Source organism: Bhargavaea cecembensis, from assembly GCF_001619585.1.
GTDB classification, from domain to species: Bacteria; Bacillota; Bacilli; order Bacillales_A; family Planococcaceae; genus Bhargavaea; species Bhargavaea cecembensis_A.
Genome location: NZ_LQNT01000012.1, coordinates 12,898 through 30,648, shown reverse-complemented (window position 1 = coordinate 30,648; position 17,751 = coordinate 12,898). Strand labels below are relative to the sequence as shown.

The window sequence follows — 17,751 nt, the reverse complement described above, 5'->3', positions numbered from 1 at the left end:
GGTTTTCCGCTCGCGCGATATATTGTATACCCCTTTTATTGGGTTTCATGTATAATGGATGAAAGAAGATTTCCGATTGGGGGACGGGAACATGCCACTACCTACACAGCTGTCCAAGCCGGTTCGCATGACCGCAAAAGAAACCGCATTCAATCAGGTCCAAAACTGGATTATCGACGGGACACTTCGTCCCGGAGAGAAATTAAACGATATGGAAATTGCCAAGGCACTTGGTGTCAGCCGGACACCGGTCCGGGAGTCGCTGCAGCTTCTCGAGACACAGGGCTTTGTGAAGATGTATCCCGGCAAGGCGACCCAGGTGACGGAAATCGATCCGGACGCGATCAACGACCTGCTTCCGCCGCTTGCTGTCCTGCAGGCCCTTTCCGCAGAACTCGCAATCCCGCACCTGACGGATGAAATCATCAGCCGGCTCACTGAGACAAACGAACGTTTCGGCAAGGCGATCCGGGAAGGCGATGAACTATCCGCCATCCGAATTGATGAGGAATTCCACCAGATTATCGTTGAAGCAGCCGGCAACCCGTACATTACAAGCATTGTCGGCAATCTGCAGGCCCATGTCCGCAGGCACTTCTATCATGATGCCATCGTGCTGCGGGAGCAGTCGTACAAGGAACATTCCGACATCATCCGTTCCATGATGGAGGGGGATGCCGGGAAGGTGACCGGCATTATGACCAAGAACTGGCTCACCGCGATTGAAGAGCTCCGTGCACTGCGCGGCCAATAATAAAGTAACACAAACAACCCGCAGGGACTTGGATTCCCTGCGGGTTGTTTTATTAATTAGGACGTTCTTCGGTGTCCGGCCCTGCCAGCCTGGCGATCGTACCGGTAATGACCAGGGCAGCGATGACCGGAAGAACCCAGCCGAGTCCTTCTGAATAAAGCGGAAGATTGGCTGTGAGGAATTCGTCCACCGGCACGAGCCAGCCGAACTCCGTATCGAGCGAACCAGCAAGTGCCTTAAGCCCGTCAATGATGCCGATAATCAATGCCATGGTGGTAGCCGCCACATAGACGATCCGGGAGTGATGGAACAACTTCGATGTAAACGTCAGCAGCAGCAGCGAAATCGCCAGCGGGTACAGCAGCATCAGCATCGGAACCGAGAATGTGATGATATTCGAAAGCCCGAAGTTCGCAATGGTGAACGTGAACACCGTAAAGATCCATACAAACGCCTTGTAGCTGATTTTCGGGAACAAGGAATGGAAGTATTCGCCGTTGGCCGAAATCAGCCCGATTGCGGTTGTCAGGCAGGCCAAAATGATGACCACCGACATGAGAAGTGTGCCGAACGAACCGAAAAAGTGTGTGGCGGCACTGCTCAGCACCGGCCCGCCGGTCTCAAACATGCCGAACAGCTGTACACTCGTCGCTCCGATGAAAGCAATTCCGATGTAGAGGACCGCAAGCAGCAGAATGGCAATGAGGCCGGCCCTGAAGGTGGCACTGGTGATTGCTTTCTTCGACTTCATGCCCATCGCTTTGACTGCATTGACGACGATGATGGCAAATACCAGCGCGGCAATCGCGTCCATCGTATTGTAGCCTTCCGTAAATCCTTTTGTGAAAGCCCCTTCTGCATAAGGTTCTGTCGCGGGCTGGATGTCCCCCATTGGCCTGAAGACCGCCATGGCGATCAAAATGGCGAGGAGGATGACAATTCCCGGAGCCAGGATTTTCCCGACCCGGTCAACGATTTTTGCCGGGTTCAGCGACAGCCAAAGTGTGACCGCAAAGAAAGCCAATGTAAACAGGAAGAGCGGCATTCCTCCTGCATCCGTGCCAACATACGGCGTAATACCGATTTCATAGGCGACTGTCCCTGTACGGGGAGCCGCAAAAAACGGTCCGATGGTCAGGTAAAGGATCGATGTGAACAGTACTCCATACAGCGGGTGTACGCGGCTCGCAAGCTCCTGAAGATGATTGCTTCCTGAATAGCCGATGGCGATGACACCGAGAAACGGTAGGCCGACTCCCGTAACCAGAAAGCCCAAAATCGCCGGCCATAGGTTTTCGCCTGCCTGCTGGCCGAGCTGTGCCGGGAAGATCAAGTTGCCCGCACCGAAAAACAGGGCAAACAGCATGGAGCCGACTGCAATATAGTTGGATAATGACATTTTTTCCTGCATGAGACGCAATCCTTTCTGCCTGAGCTATATAATTAGCTGTTCTGTCAGATTATATCGATTGTTGTCGGTTATCAAACCAATGTTTCTCATCCTACTGTATTTTCAGCGAAATGACAAATCCAATGTTTTACTCTGTAAAAGTGTTGTTTATCATTTTGTCGTCCGGGAATATAACGGTCAGACGCACCACACAAGGAGGAAAACAACATGAATCGGAATAAAATGCTGATGACTGCCCTCGGATTGGGTGCCGCTTATCTCATGCGAAACAAGGAATCCCGTGACAAGTTAAAAGGCCAGGTAAACGACTTTGCCGGAAATGCGAAGGGCTCTAACCGCAGCCATGCAACCACTGCCAACAACAAAAAAGGCGGACTGCTGACCAACTTCTTCAGCTGATCGGCAACCGTGCTACTCCCCCGGGGGGTCTCCTCCGGGGCTTATATAATAGAAAAGAAAACATCCGGCGGACAAAATCCGCCGGATGTTCGTTTTAATAGATTTAAGCTTCTGCCGTATTGGTTGCAGGTCCTGTGACGCGTGCGATGATGCCTGTAAGGATCATCACGGCTACCACAGGGATCAGCCAGCCAAGTCCATCCGCATAGAACGGAAGGTATGCAGTGTAGAAGTCCACAATCGGCTGGAGCCACGCAAACTCCGTGTCGAGCGTGCCTGCCAGTGTCTTCAGGCCGTCAACGATGCCAATGGCAAGTGCGACGACTGTCGCCGATACGTATACCAGGCGAGAGTGATTAAACAGCTTCGAAGTGAATGCCATCAGGATCAGGGAGATGGCCAACGGGTAAAGCAGCATGAGAACCGGCACCGAGTAGGTGATGATGTTCGCGAGCCCGAAATTCGACACCACAAACGTGAACGTAGTAAAGATTGTAACAAATACTTTGTAGCTGATTTTCGGGAACAGCGAGTGGAAGTATTCGGCGTTCGCAATCATCAGTCCGATTGCCGTTGTCAGGCAGGCCAGAGTGATGATGATGGCAAGAAGCGCCGTGCCAAATGCCCCGAAGAAGTGCTCGGCCGAAGTGCTGAGGACCGGGCCGCCCGTATCAAAAAGACCGTATTGCTCAACACTTGTTGCCCCGATATAGGCGATTCCGACATAGAGGATCCCGAGAAGGGATGCAGCAACAACTCCCGCTTTGAACGTCGCGTTCATAATCCCTTCTTTCGTCTTCAGGCCCATTGCCTTGACAGCATTGATCACAATGATGGCGAATACGAGCGCCGCAAGGGCATCCATCGTGTTATAGCCTTCGGTGAAGCCTTTGGCAAACGCATTGCCCAAGTACCCTTCTGTCGCCGGCTGAATCGCGCCCATTGGGTTGAAGAGTGCCGCCGCGATCAGTACCAGGAGAAGGATGACAATGCCGGGTGCCAGGATTTTCCCGACCCGGTCGACAATCTTCGCCGGGTTGAGCGACAGCCACAGTGTGATGCCGAAGAAGACGGCCGTGAACAGCAGGAGAGCCAGAGGCCCGTTTGCATAAGGGGTGATGCCCACCTCAAAGGCAACCGTACCTGTACGGGGTGCCGCAAAGAACGGCCCGATTGTCAGGTAAAGGACAGATGTGAAAATCACTGCATAAACCGGGTGAACCCTGCTTGCAAGATCTTGCAAGTGACTGCTTCCGGAATAGCCGATGGCGATGACGCCGAGGAACGGCAGTCCTACACCTGTGATGAGGAATCCGATAATGGCAGGCCAGAAATTGTCTCCGGCCAATTGCCCCAGCTGGGCCGGGAAAATCAGGTTCCCTGCTCCAAAGAACAAGGCGAACAGCATGACTCCTACAGCGATAAATTTAGAAAACGACAAGTTTTCTTTCATGATGACAAATCCTTTCTTATGATGACTTTTAATATTCGGAAAATTGATTTTGTGGTGATGTTTTATATCCTACTATCGATTCATGAAGAATGCAATATATTAGTGCGATTTTTTTATCAGAATTATAAATGCAGAGTTTCAATCTCTTGATCAACATTGAAAAAGCGGCTCCCAATCGGGAACCGCTCTTTGAATCGTTGTCATTATTCTGCCACTGCAGCCTGTTCCTGCCTGCGCTCTGCGCGCCGGACAAGCCAGATGCTCGCTTCATAAAGAATTGCCATCGGAATGAGGACAAGCAGCTGGCTGATAAAATCCGGAGGCGTAATCAGGGCAGATATGACCGCCAGCGCGACATAGGACCATCTGCGCACCTTTTTCATACTATCCGCCGTCAGCAGGCCGATTGACCCGAGGAAAAGCGCCACGATCGGCAGTTCGAACAGCAGGCCGACCGGCATCGTCGTCATGAGCAGGAACCGCATATACTCCTGCGCCGACACCATGATGTCGAAATTCACTGCCCCGAATCCCAGGAGGAACTCGTAGCTGAGCGGGTGGATGATAAAGTACCCGAATGCCACGCCTCCGAGAAAGAGCAGCAGCATCACCGGCGAATAAAGACCGATGAACTTCGACTCATTTTCATTCAGGCCCGGCTTCACGAACTGCCAGATAAAGTGGCAAAGGAACGGAAGAGAGAGTCCAAGGGCAATCGCCGCGGACATGGTCATGTAAAACTTCACGACCTCAAGGGGGCCGAGAATGACCAGGTCATGGCCCTTCGTGACATACGGAAACCATAGGTTGATTGTCGAAAAGACCGCAAAGAACACAAGCAGGAAAACACTGATGCCTTTGATCAATGATTTCCTGAGGTCGGAAAGGTGGGTAATGTAGTTTTCCCCCTCCCCGTCCGCAGGCCTTTCCTGCGGCGGCTTTTTCGGCGGAGGTGTTCCTGCGCCCTGTTCCTGGGCCGCCTGAACAAGCGTTTCGGCAGTTGCTTCCGCCTCAGCCTCCTCTTCGGATACCTTTTCCCGCTTCTCGATTTCAGCCTTTTTCGCCTCGGCTTTCCGTTTGTCAACCGGGCTTAATGTGGCATTATAATCATTTCCGTACGGATCCATATCGATCACTTCCTGTCTTTGAACGCCTCATGATTCACAGAGAAGCGCCAAAAACGGCAGACCGGGCCCAAGCCGCCGGGCGGCCCAGCCGGTCCTGCCGTTACGCTTCTTTACGCTCTTCTTTCAATTCATCTTTTCTCGGCTTGTCATCGTCGTCGTCCATGATGTCTTTTGCCGACTTCTTGAATTCGGACAGCGTCTTTCCGACGGCCGAACCGACTTCAGGCAGCTTCCTTGGACCGAACAGGATCAGGATGATGACGAGAATAATGATCAGTCCCGGAACACCGATGCTTGCGATGCCACCCATGCGGATCGCCTCCTTTTATTAATAGAGTTCCACTGGGAAGGTTAGGGTAAACCTCCATGCCTTCCGTACTTGGACTATCCGGCTTCTGGCACCAGAGGCTCGGGTCATAAGCCTCTTAACGGCGCTATCAGCACTTAAACTAGCGAGCCGCCTTCTTTGCTGTACTTAATGATGCCTTCTGCCGCACGGTAGGCCAATGCGCCGACCGTACCGGTCGGGTTATAGCCGCCGTTGTGCGCGAAGTTCCCCGCACCGACGACGAACAGGTTGTCCATGTCCCAGTGCTGCAGATAGTTGTTGACGACACTTGTGGCCGGGTCGGCGCCCATGACGGTACCGCCGGTGTTGTGCGTCGTCTGGTAAGGCACGATGTCATAGTCGGTGATCGGGTTGCTTCCGATCGTCTGCTTAGCTCCCATTTCCTCCATGATTTCGACCGCTTTCTCCGTAATGAACTTATGAAGGGCACGGTCCTGGTCTGTGAAGTTGTAGGTAAGCTGCAGGAGCGGCACTCCGTAAGCATCCTTGTAAGTTGGATCAAGTGTCAGGTAGTTGTCCCGGTGCGGAAGCGAGGCACCCTCTGAGCCGACCGAAAGGACTCTTGTGTAATTCTCGATGGACGCTTTCTTAAATTCGGCTCCCCAAGAAGGCGTGTCCGGCGGCACAGGGTTTGTGGCGATCGGCCGCACCCCGGTCTGGGTCATTGTCAATAGGCTTCCGTGCAGGAAATCAAGGTCGCTGTGGTCGAAGTTGTCTCCATTAAAATCGTCAATGGCCATCCCCAGAGATCCGGCACCCATGAAGGTATTGAATTGTTCATCAAAGAAACCGGTCGCCCCCGGAAGAATCTGATAGCAATAGTTGCGACCAAGCGTTCCGCGGCCCGTCTTTGGATCGTACATCTCTCCGATGTCCGAGACCATGAGCAACTTTGCGTTATTCATGACATAGCTCGTCAGGACGACGGTTTCCGCCGGCTGGATGAATTCCTCTCCGGACATCCAGTTGACGTACCGGACCCCCGTCGCTTTTCCGCCCTCATGAAGGACTTCTACAACATTGGAGTGGAACCGGACTTCGAAATTCCCCGTCTCCCTCGCCGTTGGGATGACTGTGATCTCAGGTGATGTCTTTGCACCGTATTCGCAGCCGAACCGCTCGCAGAATCCGCAGTACATGCAGGCATTGATCGTCTGGCCATCCGGGTTCGTATAGGCTTCGGACAGGTTGGCCGAAGGGATCATGAATGCGGTATACCCAAGGTCTTTTGTCGCATTCTCGAATTTCTGCAGGATCGGTGTTTTCTTCATCGGCGGTGTCGGAAACGGATTGGATCGCTTTCCGGCGAACGGGTTTGTATCATCCCCTGATAGTCCGGCAGTTTTCTCAAATGTATCGTAATACGGCTCCAACTCGTCGTATGTAATGCCCCAGTCCTGGAGTTGGTATTCCGGTCCCAGCTTGTCCGCGCCGTATTTTTTATCAGATAATGTCTTGATCTCGAAATCATATGGCAGGAACCGCCAGGTCTGACCGTTCCAGTGCGTACCCGCACCGCCGAGCCCTTCACCCAGAAGGAACGAACCCATCGTCCTCATCGGGAGTGCCCGCTGGTCCCTCTTGTTCCTGAATGTGATGGTTTCCTTCGACAGATCCTGCATCAGTTCATAACGGATGGCATACCGGTATTCGTCATGGACGCGAAGGAAATCTTCAGTTCCCCGCTCCCGACCTCTTTCAATGCTTACGACTTTCAGTCCCGCCTTAGCCGCTTCCGCTGCAATGATGCCGCCGGTCCAGCCTGCACCAACCGTTACGACATCTACTTTGTCCAATGTTGTGGCCATTCCTTTACCCTCCTAAAATCAGTGATGTCCGCCAAGGGACTGTGGATCGATCTCGACGAAATCCTCGCTGTCGATCTTGTCGATGTAGGCTGCCTGGTGACCAGGGAAACCTTTCATCTTCCAACCTTCCATCCCTTTGTTGCCGCCGTACATCGGATCCGAATAGGCTCCCTCGAGCACTGCAGAACGGAGCAGGCGGAAGAAGAAGGCGGCTGACACACCTTCCATTTCAACTTCATCCTTCTGGAAGGCCGTGATGATTTCATCCATCTGGTCGCCATCCAGTTCGGCAAAGCTCGTTTCGAACCGGTTCTGCGCCTCTTGCTCCATTTTGTGGATACCTTGAAGGAAGATATCCTTCCGCCTTAAACGGCTCTGGTAGCCCTGTGTCGCCTGCGGAGCGTAGAACGGCCCCTGCATATACTCTTTTTCATTGTTGCCGTAAGCGCCGGCCAGCTGATGGTCGATAAAGTACGGCACTCCCAGTCCGATGGCACCCGGTCCGAGGTCGTCCTCAGGGAAAATCCGCTCCGTCGCCTCTGAAAGGATATTGAAGTCATGGTCGTTCGTGAAGAACATGCGGCCGCTCGGTGAACCTGCCGACTGGTCCGCCCTGCCACCGCTCCGTTCCCCCTCCTTGGTCGCATTGCCGCCATCCTTAGCGTTGTATCCGATGAGACCGCCAATGACGCCGCCTCCGACCAGGGCACCGGTCGCTACGCCCGCCGTCTTGAGAAAATCTCGACGGGAGACGTCTTTCTTTTCATCCGCCATGCCTGTTCCTCCTTTGTATGTTCTTTGAATATGAGAAATCTACAACGAAGCATACCTCCCGGAATTCCTTTTTATACCGGTAATGCATGCTTCGTCCTCATATTCATACCCTTCCCGCCTCTTCCCTCGCCTCTCATCTATTAAACTTCCACATTTTAAAATCATTCTAATAGATTGGAGATTCTCTCTGACAATGAGTCTTTCGTAGCAACAGTCTGCATTCTCCCAAAAAACTGATTGTTTCTGTGATGGAACACCCCGTATAATAATTATGACTGTTTAGTTACAGCGAACTACGAAGGGGGTTATACATATGTTTCAAAACGCCTGGTCCCGGATGTGGGATTGGCACGATGAAGTCAAACGGCTTTTTACGTTCTTTATCCGGCCAAACAAGGTCATGATGAATGCCGAAGGCTCGGGGGCGCCATTCGGCTACACGGAGAAGGACCCGGAAAGCAAGCGGAATGAGCGCAGCTACACGACTGCCCAGCTGATCGGGCTCATCGCCGGCCCGCTGCTCTTTTTCCTGATTCTGTTGTTCTTCGATCCGGAAGGGCTGTCGCCGGAGGCACGCGCCATCTTGGCGGGAACGGTCTGGATGGCGGCCTGGTGGATCACCGAGGCCGTGCCGATTCCGGTTACTTCCCTGCTGCCGCTTGTCCTCTTCCCGCTCGCCGGCGGAATGGACGTGAAGGCCACCGCTTCCGCCTACGGCGACGAAAACATCTTCCTCTTCATGGGCGGCTTCATGATCGCGCTCGCGATGGAAAAGTGGAACCTCCACCGGCGCATCGCGCTCACGATCATTTCTGCGATCGGCACGAATATCAATAGAATCGTGCTCGGCTTCATGGTCGCGACCGGCTTCCTGTCGATGTGGATCTCCAACACGGCGACTGCGATGATGATGGTGCCAATCGGCCTGGCCATTACCTATCAGGTCGCCGATGCACTTAAGAACGACCCATCCGTGGATACATCGCAGGAAAACTTCGGTTTCGGCAAGGCGCTGATGCTGGGGATCGCATACTCTGCTTCTGTCGGCGGGATTGCGACGCTTATCGGCACTCCGCCGAACACGGCGCTCGCTGCCGCGATGGAGAAAATGTATGGCATCGAAATTTCATTCGGCCAGTGGATGCTATTCGGGACGCCGTTCGCCTGGCTGTTCATTTTCCTGATCTGGCTGTATCTCGTAAAGATCGCCTACCCGCAAAAAATAAAAGAATTGCCCGGGGGACGCGAGATGGTCGACAAAGAAAAGGCAAAGCTCGGCAGTGCATCCACGGAAGAGAAGCTGGTGTTTGCGGTCTTCGTCCTTGCTGCGCTTTCCTGGATCACGCGTTCGTTCTTCCTGCAGAACTTCCTGCCGGGAATCAGTGACGGTGTCATTGCGATGTTCTTTGCAATTGCCCTGTTCGTCATCCCGGCGGTGAACGTAAAGGGTGACCGGCTGCTTGACTGGGAGACGGCCGTCAAACTTCCATGGGGCATTCTGCTTCTGTTCGGCGGCGGTCTCGCGATTGCAGCCGGCTTTGTCGGGTCGGGGCTGTCCGAATGGATCGGCAGCCAGCTGACGGCACTTGATGCCGTTCCGCTCATCGTTGTCATCATTGTCGTCACGGCACTCGTCATCTTCCTGACCGAGATCACGTCCAACACCGCGACAGCCGCGATGATGTATCCGATCATGGGCGCACTCGCTGTCGCACTCGGCGTCCATCCATTCGCGCTCATGGTCGCAGCCGGCGTTGCTGCTTCATGCGCATTCATGCTGCCGGTCGCAACACCGCCGAACGCCGTTGTGTTCGGTTCCGGTTATCTGCGGATTCCCGATATGGCGAAGGCAGGACTTGCCCTTAACATCATGGGCATCATCCTCGTGCCGCTGTTTATCTGGTTCCTGTTGCCGGTCGTGTTTGGCATCGACCTGAACACGCTGCCGGAGTTCCTGAAATAAGAATTAGAAAAAGCCATGCATCCTCAATGGGTGCATGGCTTTTCGTATGGATACATAGGGTATTACGCGTGTGCCGCAAGCCGCTTCCGCAAGGTGATGGCAAACACCAGGTAAACGACCGGTATGGTCGCTGTGAACAGGATGAGGAGCGTCCAGCCGCCAGCCATCCAAAGCGGCGACAGCAGCGTACTTCCCGCGGCGACTCCGACATAATAGGAGACGAGATAAAGACTGGAGGCGCTGCCCTTGTGATGGGTCGCATCGCGGCCGACCGTGGCCGCTGTGAGCGAATGGGCAGTAAAGAAGCCGAGGCAGATGACACACAGCCCCACGACAATCATGGTGACACTTTCTGAAAGTGCGATCAGAATCCCCGCCGACAGGATGAGCACACCGGCCATCCGGACCGGCCTGATGCCGAGCCGGTCGGAAAGCCAGCCGGCAAGCGGCGAGCCGATTACGCCGATTCCGTACGCAAAGTATGTATAGGAGATGGCTTCCAGCGACAGGCCGAATGGATCCCCCTGCAGATGGAACGGCAGGAATGTCCAGACGCCGGTGAAGCTCAGCTGAAGGACGATTCCGAGGCCGAACGAAATGAGCAGGAGCGGGTTCTTCAGGTGGAACAGGAACGCTTCCATGTCCTGACGCGCAGTACCGTCCGCCGCCTCAAACCGTCTGGACTTCGGCAGGAGGAAGATGACTGCAGCCGCGATCAGTGCCCCGGCGATGCCAAGTCCATAGAACGCAGTCTCCCAAGAATAATGCTCGGTGACATACCCCGTCAGCACGCGCCCGACCATTCCCCCGAGCGCGTTTGTCGAGATGTAAAGCGAGGTTGCGAAGCTGACACTTCTCCGGTCCACTTCCTCGTTAATATAAGCGATTGCCGCCGCTGGAACCCCTGCGAGCGTGAAGCCCTGCAGGAAACGGAGAGTGAGAATCAGCCAGAACGAATCGGTCAGCGGCATGATGAAAAATGGAATCACGGAGAGCGCGACCGACCATTTGATGTAAAGCGTCCGCCCGTGGCGGTCGGACAGGAAGCTGATGACAAGCAGGCCGACGATCAGCCCGAGCGTTGTGAGGGAGACGGACAAACTGGAAGAGGAGACCGATACGCCGAACTCCTCCGTGAACAGCGGCAGGAGCGGCTGCGTCGTATACATCGCCGCGAACACAAACAGCGAGGCAAATCCAAGTGCCCCGATGATCTTCCAGAATGCAGAGTCCCTCATCGTATATGCGGGTCGGTCCGTCCAGTTATCCATTAACAACACTTCCCATCCACTGATTCTCCCATTATAGCAAAGTGCAGGCGGGACGGAAAAAGGCCCATCGGGTATGATGAAGGAAACACCGGCGAAAAGGAGGGTCCGGATGAGACGGATTGCGGCTGTATTTGTTCTCCTGTTGGTCATGGCAGGCTGTTCGGACGAAGCGAAGGAAACGATCGGACCTGTTGAAGAAAGTGCTGAGCAGGAGCAGGATCAGGACGGCGCGCAGGAAGAGATTACGGAAGTCGCAGCCGGTTTGCGTTCCCCCTGGTCGATCGCCCGGCATGGGGATACCTTTTACATCACCGAACGGGGCGGGACCATCGCGGAAGCCGGAACAGACGGGGCAGTGAGACGGCTGGATGCCGAGCTTTCCGCTCGGCTGTCCGGTGCGTCAGAGGCGGGCCTGATGGGCTTTGTCCTGAAACCCGGATTCGGAGAAAATCAGGAGGCTTACGCCTACTACACCTACGAAGGGACAACCGGTCCGGTCAACCGGATCGTTACGCTCAAGCGCGGTGACAGCGGCTGGCAAGAGACGGAGATCCATCTGGATATGGTGATGTCGGGACCGGTGCACCATGGGGGCCGGCTCGCCATGTCCCCCGACGGCACCCTTTTCGCGACTGTCGGCGACCGGCACGAGCCCGGCACCGCACAGGACCCGGAGTCGCTGAACGGCAAAATCCTCCAGATGAATAAGTCCGGCGAATTCGAGGTGTACACGATGGGACATCGAAATCCTCAGGGGCTTGCCTGGGACGAAAACGGCGTGATGTATGCGACCGAACACGGGCAGACGGCAAACGATGAACTGAACCGCATTATTGAAGGGCGAAACTACGGCTGGCCGGTGATCCAGGGGACAGAACAGCAGGAAGGCATGGAGGGTCCGATTGCGACTTCCGGAGCCGCTGACACCTGGTCCCCTTCCGGCCTGGCCTATCACGAAGGCCTGCTCTATGCGGCTGCGCTTCGGGGTGAAGCGGTCCTGGTATTCGATCCCGGGACCGGCAGTCTTCTCCAGCGGATCGAAGGCTACGGGCGGGTGCGGGATGTGTTTTCTGACGGAGAATCGGTTTATTTCATTACCAACAACACGGACGGGCGCGGCACTCCCAGGGAAGGAGACGACCGCCTCATGGAAATCAGACACCCGGGCAGCGGCTGAACGCCGTACCCGGGTGTCGCTTTCGTTATTCGGATTGGAGGGTGACGGAGACAATCTCCGGTGTATTGAGGAGGCGGATCGGAATTTGGCTGTTGCCGAGCCCGCGGCTGATGACAAGCTGTGTTCCGCCCTGTTCATGGATGCCCGATGTCAGCTCCGGAAACCAGCCCTGCCCGGGCGAGTTGAGCCCGCCGACAAACGGGATTCGGACCTGTCCTCCATGCGCATGTCCGGAAAAAACGAGCGGAATGTCCATGTCCGCGTATGTCCCGAACTGCTCCGGCCGGTGGGCAAGCAGGATGGTGAACATCCCTTCCGGTACATCCGCGGTCGCCTGTTCGATCGAATGCCGCGTGTATGCCGACTCTTCTTCTGTGCCGACACCAGTGAGCGGATCGTCAATTCCCGCAATCGCAATGCGGCTGTTTCCCGAGCCGACCACCATCGCCTGGTTCCGGAGCACACGGACACCCGCATCCGAAAGGGCGGCTGTGAATTCATCGACCTCATTGGTCGCGACTTCATGGTTTCCTGTTACATAGAAGACTTCAGCCATCCCGGTAAGTGCGGGAATCATCGCCAGGCTGCGATCCGGGAAATACCGGTTGCTGTCGATGAAGTCCCCTGTCAGGAAAATATAATCCGGATTTTCCCGGCGGACAGCCTCGATCAGATCCGCCTGCTCCCCGCCGAATTCCGCGTCATGGACATCCGAAATCTGGACAATTTTCAGTCCGTCGAATGACTCGGGAATCCGGTTGTCCGACACGGTATAGTCCGTCACCGACAGCCGCCCGTTATCATAGACGACATACGCGGCAAACGCGGCGATCAAAAGCAGGAACAGGACAAATTTCTTCATTATAGTCTTCCTTTCTCCCTCTGAAACGGGAGTTTCAAAGTGTTCTCATTGTACCGCATGAAGACTGATGACGGAAATGAAATCCGGCTTTCGGAATTGTGCGATCATGGTCGGAGAAATAGAGGCTTTTTGGCGACTGCAATTGGCAGGTCGCTGCGGCTGTACAGGGGTACGCAGCTGGAGAATTTGGATTCGCGTCGGCAACCAACGTTTTCACGACCTCAACACTCAATTTCGCGCCGGCAACCAAACAATTCGCGACCGCATCACAAGAATTCGCGTCGCCAAGACAAAAACCACCCCCGCATGTACTCGCGGGGGTGTGGCTCATCACGTATTGGCTGTGCCTGCTTTGCCTGCCCGCTTCTGATTTGCGGGCGAGAGGGCTTTTTCGATCCAGCTCATGACAATGTCCGCAATAACTGCCATGAGGGCGGTCGGGATGGCGCCGGCGAGGATGATCGCTGCGCCGTCGGTGACGTTTGTGCCCCGGATGATGATCGACCCGAGACCTCCGCCGCCGATGAACGCGCCGATGGTGGCGACACCGATCGCAATGATGAGCGCGGTGCGCAGGCCCGCCATGATGACCGAGAGCGACAGCGGCAACTCTACCATAAACAGCCTCTGGGCACCCGTCATCCCCATGGCACGCCCCGCCTCCAAAATCGCGCCGTCGACGCTCCGGATGCCGGTGTAGGTGTTCCGGATGATCGGCAGCAGCGAGTAAAGGAATAAACTCATGACAACAGTGTTAGCGCCGAGCCCCATAGCAAGCATGAGGACTGCCAACATCGCAAGTGCCGGGATCGTCTGGATCAGGTTGGCCGCAGTGAGCACCCATCCGCTCAGTTTTCCGTAACGGGCGATCAGGATGCCCGCCGGGATGCCTACGACGGCGGCAAACAGCACACCGTAGGCCGACATGAGGAAGTGGCGGATGAACTGCTCCATGACGTAGGATCCGTTCATCTGGTAATAATTCCACAGTTCCTGGATGGTCTCCATTCCATCACTCCCCCTTGTCCCTGAAATAATTGTGTTCTTCGAGGTACTCTTTTGCGACGATGGCCGGTTCTTTCTTGTTGACGTCGGCCTCGTAGTTCAGCTGAGTCATCGTCTCCGCGTCAATCTTTCCGGTCACCCGCCGGATCAATCCGTCCAGTTCCGGGTGCTTCTCGATCACATCTTTACGCGTGACAGGCGACGTTTCGTACGGCGGGAAGAATTTTTTATCGTCTTCGAGTGTCTTCAGGTTGAACGCCTTGAGCCGGCCGTCGGTGCTGTAGGCAAGAACGACATCCATTTTGCCGCTTTTGACCGCCTGGTAGACGAGACCGATCGACATCGGGAGCGCCTCGCTGAATTCAAAGCCGTACGTCTCGATAAAGCCCGGATACCCGTCGCCCTGGCGGTTCAGCCAGCTATTGTCCACGCCGAGTGTCAGGCTGTCGGCCACCTTCTCCAGGTCAGACACCGTCACGAGCCCCTCTTGTTCGGCAAGTTCCGCCGTCACTGTGAACGCGTAGGTGTTTTGAAAACCGTAGGAGTCATACCAGATCTGATCAAATCGTTCGTCGAACTCCTTCTGTACGAAGGCCATCGCCTCTGCCGGGTCCTTCATCGGCTCGATATCAAGAATCGCCGCCATGTCGGTACCCGTATAGCGCGCCGCCGTGATGTCCACCTGCCTGTCGGTGAGCGCCTGATGCTGGATGATCGACGTGCTTAGGTTTTCGACCATCTCCACTTTCAGATCCGTCTCCTCTTCGATTAGATGGCGGAGCATGTGGCCAAGCACCTGTGTCTCGGTGTGCGTCTGCGTCGAGATGCGGATTGTGCCATCCGCACCGCCCCCGAGCCCCGGAAGCGAGCAACCCGCAAGGAGGGCGGCGGCAAGCACTGCAATCAGTCCGGTCCTCAGAAGTTGATTCTTCATCACGCCTCCCCCCTTTCCAGACGGATGCCGATCGGCGTCGCCGCTTTCTCCAGCTTCCCGAGCAGCCAGTCGAACAGGATGGCGAGCAGTGTGACAGGAACCGCTCCGCCGATAATCAGGTCCGGACGGAACAGGTTCAGCCCGTCAAAAATGAAATCCCCGAGCCCGCCTCCCCCGATGAACGAGGCAAGCGTCGCCCAGCCGATCAGATAGACCGCGGTCATGCGGATCCCCGCCATGATGACGGGAACAGCCAGCGGCAGTTCGACGCGCGTCGTCCGCTGAAGGGCGGTCATGCCCATTCCGCGTGAAGCCTCGAGCAGATTCGGATCCACATTTTTCACGCCTATGTATGTATTTCGCAGGATCGGCAGCATGGAGTAAAGGAATAGCGCGACGATCGCCGGGACTTTCCCGATTCCGAGGAGAGGAATGAAGAATGCGAGGATTGCGAGACTGGGAAACGTCTGGACGACCCCCGCGATGCCCATGACGACCCCTGCGATCTTCGGAAGCCGTACAAGCAGGATGCCGAGCGGCACCGCTACAATTACGCCCAGTGCAAGGGCTGCAAAGGAGATCAGAAGGTGCTCCCAAGTCTTCTCGAAAAGCAGTGCGCCGTACTCGGAGAAGAAATTGCGGATGCTGTCCATCAGGCTCCCTCCCCGTCAGCCAGGCCGGAGGATTCGTCTTCCGCGTCTCCCCAGACGGAGTCATACAGGACGTCGACAAGACTTGTCCGGGTGAGGATGCCGGCCAGATGTTTCCGCTCGTCCACGACCGGGACATATTTCAGACCGCGGACGAGGATGTTGCGTGTGGCGTCCCGGAGAAGCGTATCCTCGCGGACAGTCGGGACATCCGTTTCCATGATGTCCGCGACTGCGGCATCCCAGTTTTTATGCCTGTCAATCATTTCAACCGTCACCCAGCCCCGGAACACGCCAGCCCCGTCCGTCACAAGCAGCGAGTCCACCCGGCGTTTGCGCATGAGCCGGACGGCCTGGGACAAAGTTTCTCCCATACCGACCGATACCGGATCCGTATTCATGATCTGGCCGACTGTCTGGAGCTGCTGCCGTGCCTGGGCAAGACGTTCCTTGCCGATAAAGTCTTCGACGAATTCATCAGCCGGATCCCGGAGAATCTCATCGGGCGATCCGATCTGCACAATTTTCCCCGCACGCATGATGACGATTTTATCGGCCAGTTTCAGTGCTTCGTCCATGTCATGGGTAACGAAGATGATCGTCTTGCCGAGCGTCTGCTGAAGGTTCTTGAATTCCGCCTGCAGCGAATCACGTGTGATCGGATCGAGTGCGCCGAACGGCTCGTCCATCAGGATCAGCGGCGGATCGGAGGCGAGTGCACGCAGGACACCGATCCGCTGCTGCTGGCCGCCGCTCAGCTCATACGGATAGCGGTCCAGAAATTCTTTCGGCATATTGACGAGTTCCATCAGCTCTTCCGCTCGCCGGTTCCGTTCTTCTGCCGGCATTCCCTTAAGCCGCGGAACGAGCGCAATATTGTCACGGATCGTCATATGCGGAAATAGGCCGATCTGCTGGATGACATAGCCGATCGAACGGCGCAGCTCGACAACATTTTTGTCGAGCAGGTTCTCTCCGTTCAGAAGGATCTTCCCTTCTGTCGGACGGACCAGCCGGTTGATCATTTTCATGGTGGTCGTCTTGCCGCAGCCGCTCGGGCCGATCAGGCAGACAAACTCCCCCTCACCGATCTCAAGATTCAGATGGTCGACGGCCCGCTTGCCGCCCGAATAAACTTTGGAAACATTATCAAACACAAGCATCTCAAAACCCCCGCCTTCTCTTTGATTATTGGTGTGGAAACTCTAAAAAGGTTCACCTGTGCGGCGAACCTTTTTCTTATTATAACATATGCAATTTTACTACTTCAGAAATTTCCGGCAATTAGTCGATTGACCGTCAAACCCCAGGATGCCTTTGCACTCCTCTGCAAGGTCGACTTCTTCCGGCGACGCCTCAATGATGAATTCATGGCGGCCGTACGGCTTCACATTCATATCATTCCGGACATAGGGGTCGCTCGTGACCATGACGAGTTTCCCGTCCTTGGTCTCGCCCTCGACAGTGAACCGGTGACTTTTATAGATGGTATAGGGAATAATCTCGTAGGCATCCTCAAGCTCCTTGACAGACACTTCCCGGATGTAGCGGCCCGGTCGTCCTTCCTGTGGCGTGAATCCTTCATCTGCAAGAGAAGGATCTTCTGTCGTCAGGTAATAAATCCGCTGATAGGATGCAAGCTCATAGTCCCTGCCATTCCATTTGGCATACCTGCCCTTTCTCAACTTCAATTCACTCCCGCCTTTCCCCGTTCTCTATTTCTTCCAGTATAAATTTATTAGAAAATTCTTTCAACAATAATTAGACGATTTATTGTTTTTTCCCGCATTTTTTTGGTTTTTCATCTATGGACT

Annotated in this window: 17 protein-coding genes; 4 read left to right on the top strand and 13 right to left on the bottom strand. The window is 55.1% G+C overall.

Annotated features, from left to right (window positions below):
* The first annotated feature begins 91 nt into the window (after positions 1 to 91).
* Positions 92 to 754 (top strand): GntR family transcriptional regulator, encoded by a 663-nt coding sequence (locus AV656_RS14080; RefSeq protein ID WP_063183110.1) that lies wholly within the window; start codon positions 92 to 94, stop codon positions 752 to 754.
* Between the two features lie 52 nt (positions 755 to 806).
* On the opposite strand, the gene brnQ (AV656_RS14075) is transcribed toward AV656_RS14080, so the two are convergent.
* A complete protein-coding gene (gene brnQ / locus AV656_RS14075) occupies positions 807 to 2,165 on the bottom strand; it encodes a branched-chain amino acid transport system II carrier protein (protein ID WP_063183102.1) in 1,359 nt (452 codons plus the stop codon).
* Between the two features lie 207 nt (positions 2,166 to 2,372).
* Between brnQ (AV656_RS14075) and AV656_RS14070 the strand changes: the two genes are divergently transcribed.
* Entirely contained in the window at positions 2,373 to 2,564 is a 192-nt protein-coding gene (locus AV656_RS14070) for a hypothetical protein (RefSeq protein ID WP_063183100.1), read from the top strand.
* A 103-nt stretch (positions 2,565 to 2,667) separates the two neighbouring features.
* On the opposite strand, the gene brnQ (AV656_RS14065) is transcribed toward AV656_RS14070, so the two are convergent.
* The 5 genes from brnQ (AV656_RS14065) to AV656_RS14045 all read right to left on the bottom strand — a co-directional run bounded on the left by brnQ (AV656_RS14065) (position 2,668) and on the right by AV656_RS14045 (position 8,075).
* Complete coding sequence (gene brnQ, locus AV656_RS14065) at positions 2,668 to 4,017, bottom strand: branched-chain amino acid transport system II carrier protein (protein WP_063183098.1); 1,350 nt, start codon at positions 4,015 to 4,017, stop codon at positions 2,668 to 2,670.
* Between the two features lie 203 nt (positions 4,018 to 4,220).
* On the bottom strand, positions 4,221 to 5,144 hold the full coding sequence (gene tatC, locus AV656_RS14060; RefSeq protein WP_063183096.1) for a twin-arginine translocase subunit TatC: 924 nt from the start codon (positions 5,142 to 5,144) through the stop codon (positions 4,221 to 4,223).
* Positions 5,145 to 5,244: 100 nt separating this feature from the next.
* A complete protein-coding gene (tatA, locus tag AV656_RS14055) occupies positions 5,245 to 5,454 on the bottom strand; it encodes a twin-arginine translocase TatA/TatE family subunit (protein ID WP_063183093.1) in 210 nt (69 codons plus the stop codon).
* 134 nt (positions 5,455 to 5,588) lie between these two features.
* Complete coding sequence (locus AV656_RS14050; protein WP_063183090.1) at positions 5,589 to 7,301, bottom strand: GMC family oxidoreductase; 1,713 nt, start codon at positions 7,299 to 7,301, stop codon at positions 5,589 to 5,591.
* An 18-nt stretch (positions 7,302 to 7,319) separates the two neighbouring features.
* Positions 7,320 to 8,075 (bottom strand): gluconate 2-dehydrogenase subunit 3 family protein, encoded by a 756-nt coding sequence (locus tag AV656_RS14045; protein ID WP_063183087.1) that lies wholly within the window; start codon positions 8,073 to 8,075, stop codon positions 7,320 to 7,322.
* A 313-nt stretch (positions 8,076 to 8,388) separates the two neighbouring features.
* On the opposite strand from AV656_RS14045, the gene AV656_RS14040 reads away from it, so the two are divergent.
* On the top strand, positions 8,389 to 10,038 hold the full coding sequence (locus AV656_RS14040; RefSeq protein WP_063183085.1) for an SLC13 family permease: 1,650 nt from the start codon (positions 8,389 to 8,391) through the stop codon (positions 10,036 to 10,038).
* A 62-nt stretch (positions 10,039 to 10,100) separates the two neighbouring features.
* Here AV656_RS14040 and AV656_RS14035 read toward each other — a convergent pair whose 3' ends face one another.
* Complete coding sequence (locus tag AV656_RS14035; RefSeq protein WP_063183082.1) at positions 10,101 to 11,309, bottom strand: MFS transporter; 1,209 nt, start codon at positions 11,307 to 11,309, stop codon at positions 10,101 to 10,103.
* A 109-nt stretch (positions 11,310 to 11,418) separates the two neighbouring features.
* Here AV656_RS14035 and AV656_RS14030 point away from each other — a divergent pair, with 109 nt between their 5' ends.
* Positions 11,419 to 12,486: a PQQ-dependent sugar dehydrogenase gene (locus tag AV656_RS14030; protein ID WP_063183080.1), complete on the top strand. Its 1,068-nt coding sequence runs from the start codon at positions 11,419 to 11,421 to the stop codon at positions 12,484 to 12,486.
* A gap of 25 nt (positions 12,487 to 12,511) precedes the next feature.
* Here AV656_RS14030 and AV656_RS14025 read toward each other — a convergent pair whose 3' ends face one another.
* From AV656_RS14025 to AV656_RS14000, 6 genes are all read right to left on the bottom strand, one after another.
* Positions 12,512 to 13,348, bottom strand: coding sequence for a metallophosphoesterase (locus AV656_RS14025; RefSeq protein WP_063183078.1), 837 nt, complete (start codon positions 13,346 to 13,348; stop codon positions 12,512 to 12,514).
* Between the two features lie 330 nt (positions 13,349 to 13,678).
* The gene (locus AV656_RS14020) at positions 13,679 to 14,356 is read right to left on the bottom strand and encodes an ABC transporter permease (RefSeq protein ID WP_063183075.1); all 678 of its coding nucleotides are present in this window, start codon (positions 14,354 to 14,356) and stop codon (positions 13,679 to 13,681) included.
* A 4-nt stretch (positions 14,357 to 14,360) separates the two neighbouring features.
* Positions 14,361 to 15,287, bottom strand: coding sequence for an osmoprotectant ABC transporter substrate-binding protein (locus tag AV656_RS14015; RefSeq protein ID WP_063183073.1), 927 nt, complete (start codon positions 15,285 to 15,287; stop codon positions 14,361 to 14,363).
* The gene (locus tag AV656_RS14010; RefSeq protein WP_063183071.1) at positions 15,287 to 15,940 is read right to left on the bottom strand and encodes an ABC transporter permease; all 654 of its coding nucleotides are present in this window, start codon (positions 15,938 to 15,940) and stop codon (positions 15,287 to 15,289) included. Before AV656_RS14010 ends, AV656_RS14015 begins: the two co-directional genes overlap by 1 nt.
* Positions 15,940 to 17,100: a betaine/proline/choline family ABC transporter ATP-binding protein gene (locus AV656_RS14005; protein WP_063183069.1), complete on the bottom strand. Its 1,161-nt coding sequence runs from the start codon at positions 17,098 to 17,100 to the stop codon at positions 15,940 to 15,942. The genes AV656_RS14010 and AV656_RS14005 overlap by 1 nt, the downstream gene beginning before the upstream one ends.
* Before the next feature lie 99 nt (positions 17,101 to 17,199).
* A complete protein-coding gene (locus tag AV656_RS14000) occupies positions 17,200 to 17,628 on the bottom strand; it encodes a hypothetical protein (protein WP_063183067.1) in 429 nt (142 codons plus the stop codon).
* Between the last annotated feature and the right edge of the window lie 123 nt (positions 17,629 to 17,751).

Coding starts and splice junctions, on each gene's coding strand:
- AV656_RS14045 (WP_063183087.1), bottom strand. CDS start 8,075: ATGGCGGATGAAAAGAAAGACGTCTCCCGTCGAGATTTTCTCAAGACG.
- AV656_RS14025 (WP_063183078.1), bottom strand. CDS start 13,348: ATGAAGAAATTTGTCCTGTTCCTGCTTTTGATCGCCGCGTTTGCCGCG.
- tatA (WP_063183093.1), bottom strand. CDS start 5,454: ATGGGTGGCATCGCAAGCATCGGTGTTCCGGGACTGATCATTATTCTC.
- AV656_RS14035 (WP_063183082.1), bottom strand. CDS start 11,309: ATGGATAACTGGACGGACCGACCCGCATATACGATGAGGGACTCTGCA.
- brnQ (WP_063183098.1), bottom strand. CDS start 4,017: ATGAAAGAAAACTTGTCGTTTTCTAAATTTATCGCTGTAGGAGTCATG.
- brnQ (WP_063183102.1), bottom strand. CDS start 2,165: ATGCAGGAAAAAATGTCATTATCCAACTATATTGCAGTCGGCTCCATG.
- AV656_RS14010 (WP_063183071.1), bottom strand. CDS start 15,940: ATGGACAGCATCCGCAATTTCTTCTCCGAGTACGGCGCACTGCTTTTC.
- AV656_RS14050 (WP_063183090.1), bottom strand. CDS start 7,301: ATGGCCACAACATTGGACAAAGTAGATGTCGTAACGGTTGGTGCAGGC.
- AV656_RS14040 (WP_063183085.1), top strand. CDS start 8,389: ATGTTTCAAAACGCCTGGTCCCGGATGTGGGATTGGCACGATGAAGTC.
- AV656_RS14020 (WP_063183075.1), bottom strand. CDS start 14,356: ATGGAGACCATCCAGGAACTGTGGAATTATTACCAGATGAACGGATCC.
- AV656_RS14015 (WP_063183073.1), bottom strand. CDS start 15,287: ATGAAGAATCAACTTCTGAGGACCGGACTGATTGCAGTGCTTGCCGCC.
- AV656_RS14030 (WP_063183080.1), top strand. CDS start 11,419: ATGAGACGGATTGCGGCTGTATTTGTTCTCCTGTTGGTCATGGCAGGC.
- AV656_RS14070 (WP_063183100.1), top strand. CDS start 2,373: ATGAATCGGAATAAAATGCTGATGACTGCCCTCGGATTGGGTGCCGCT.
- AV656_RS14005 (WP_063183069.1), bottom strand. CDS start 17,100: ATGCTTGTGTTTGATAATGTTTCCAAAGTTTATTCGGGCGGCAAGCGG.
- tatC (WP_063183096.1), bottom strand. CDS start 5,144: ATGGATCCGTACGGAAATGATTATAATGCCACATTAAGCCCGGTTGAC.
- AV656_RS14080 (WP_063183110.1), top strand. CDS start 92: ATGCCACTACCTACACAGCTGTCCAAGCCGGTTCGCATGACCGCAAAA.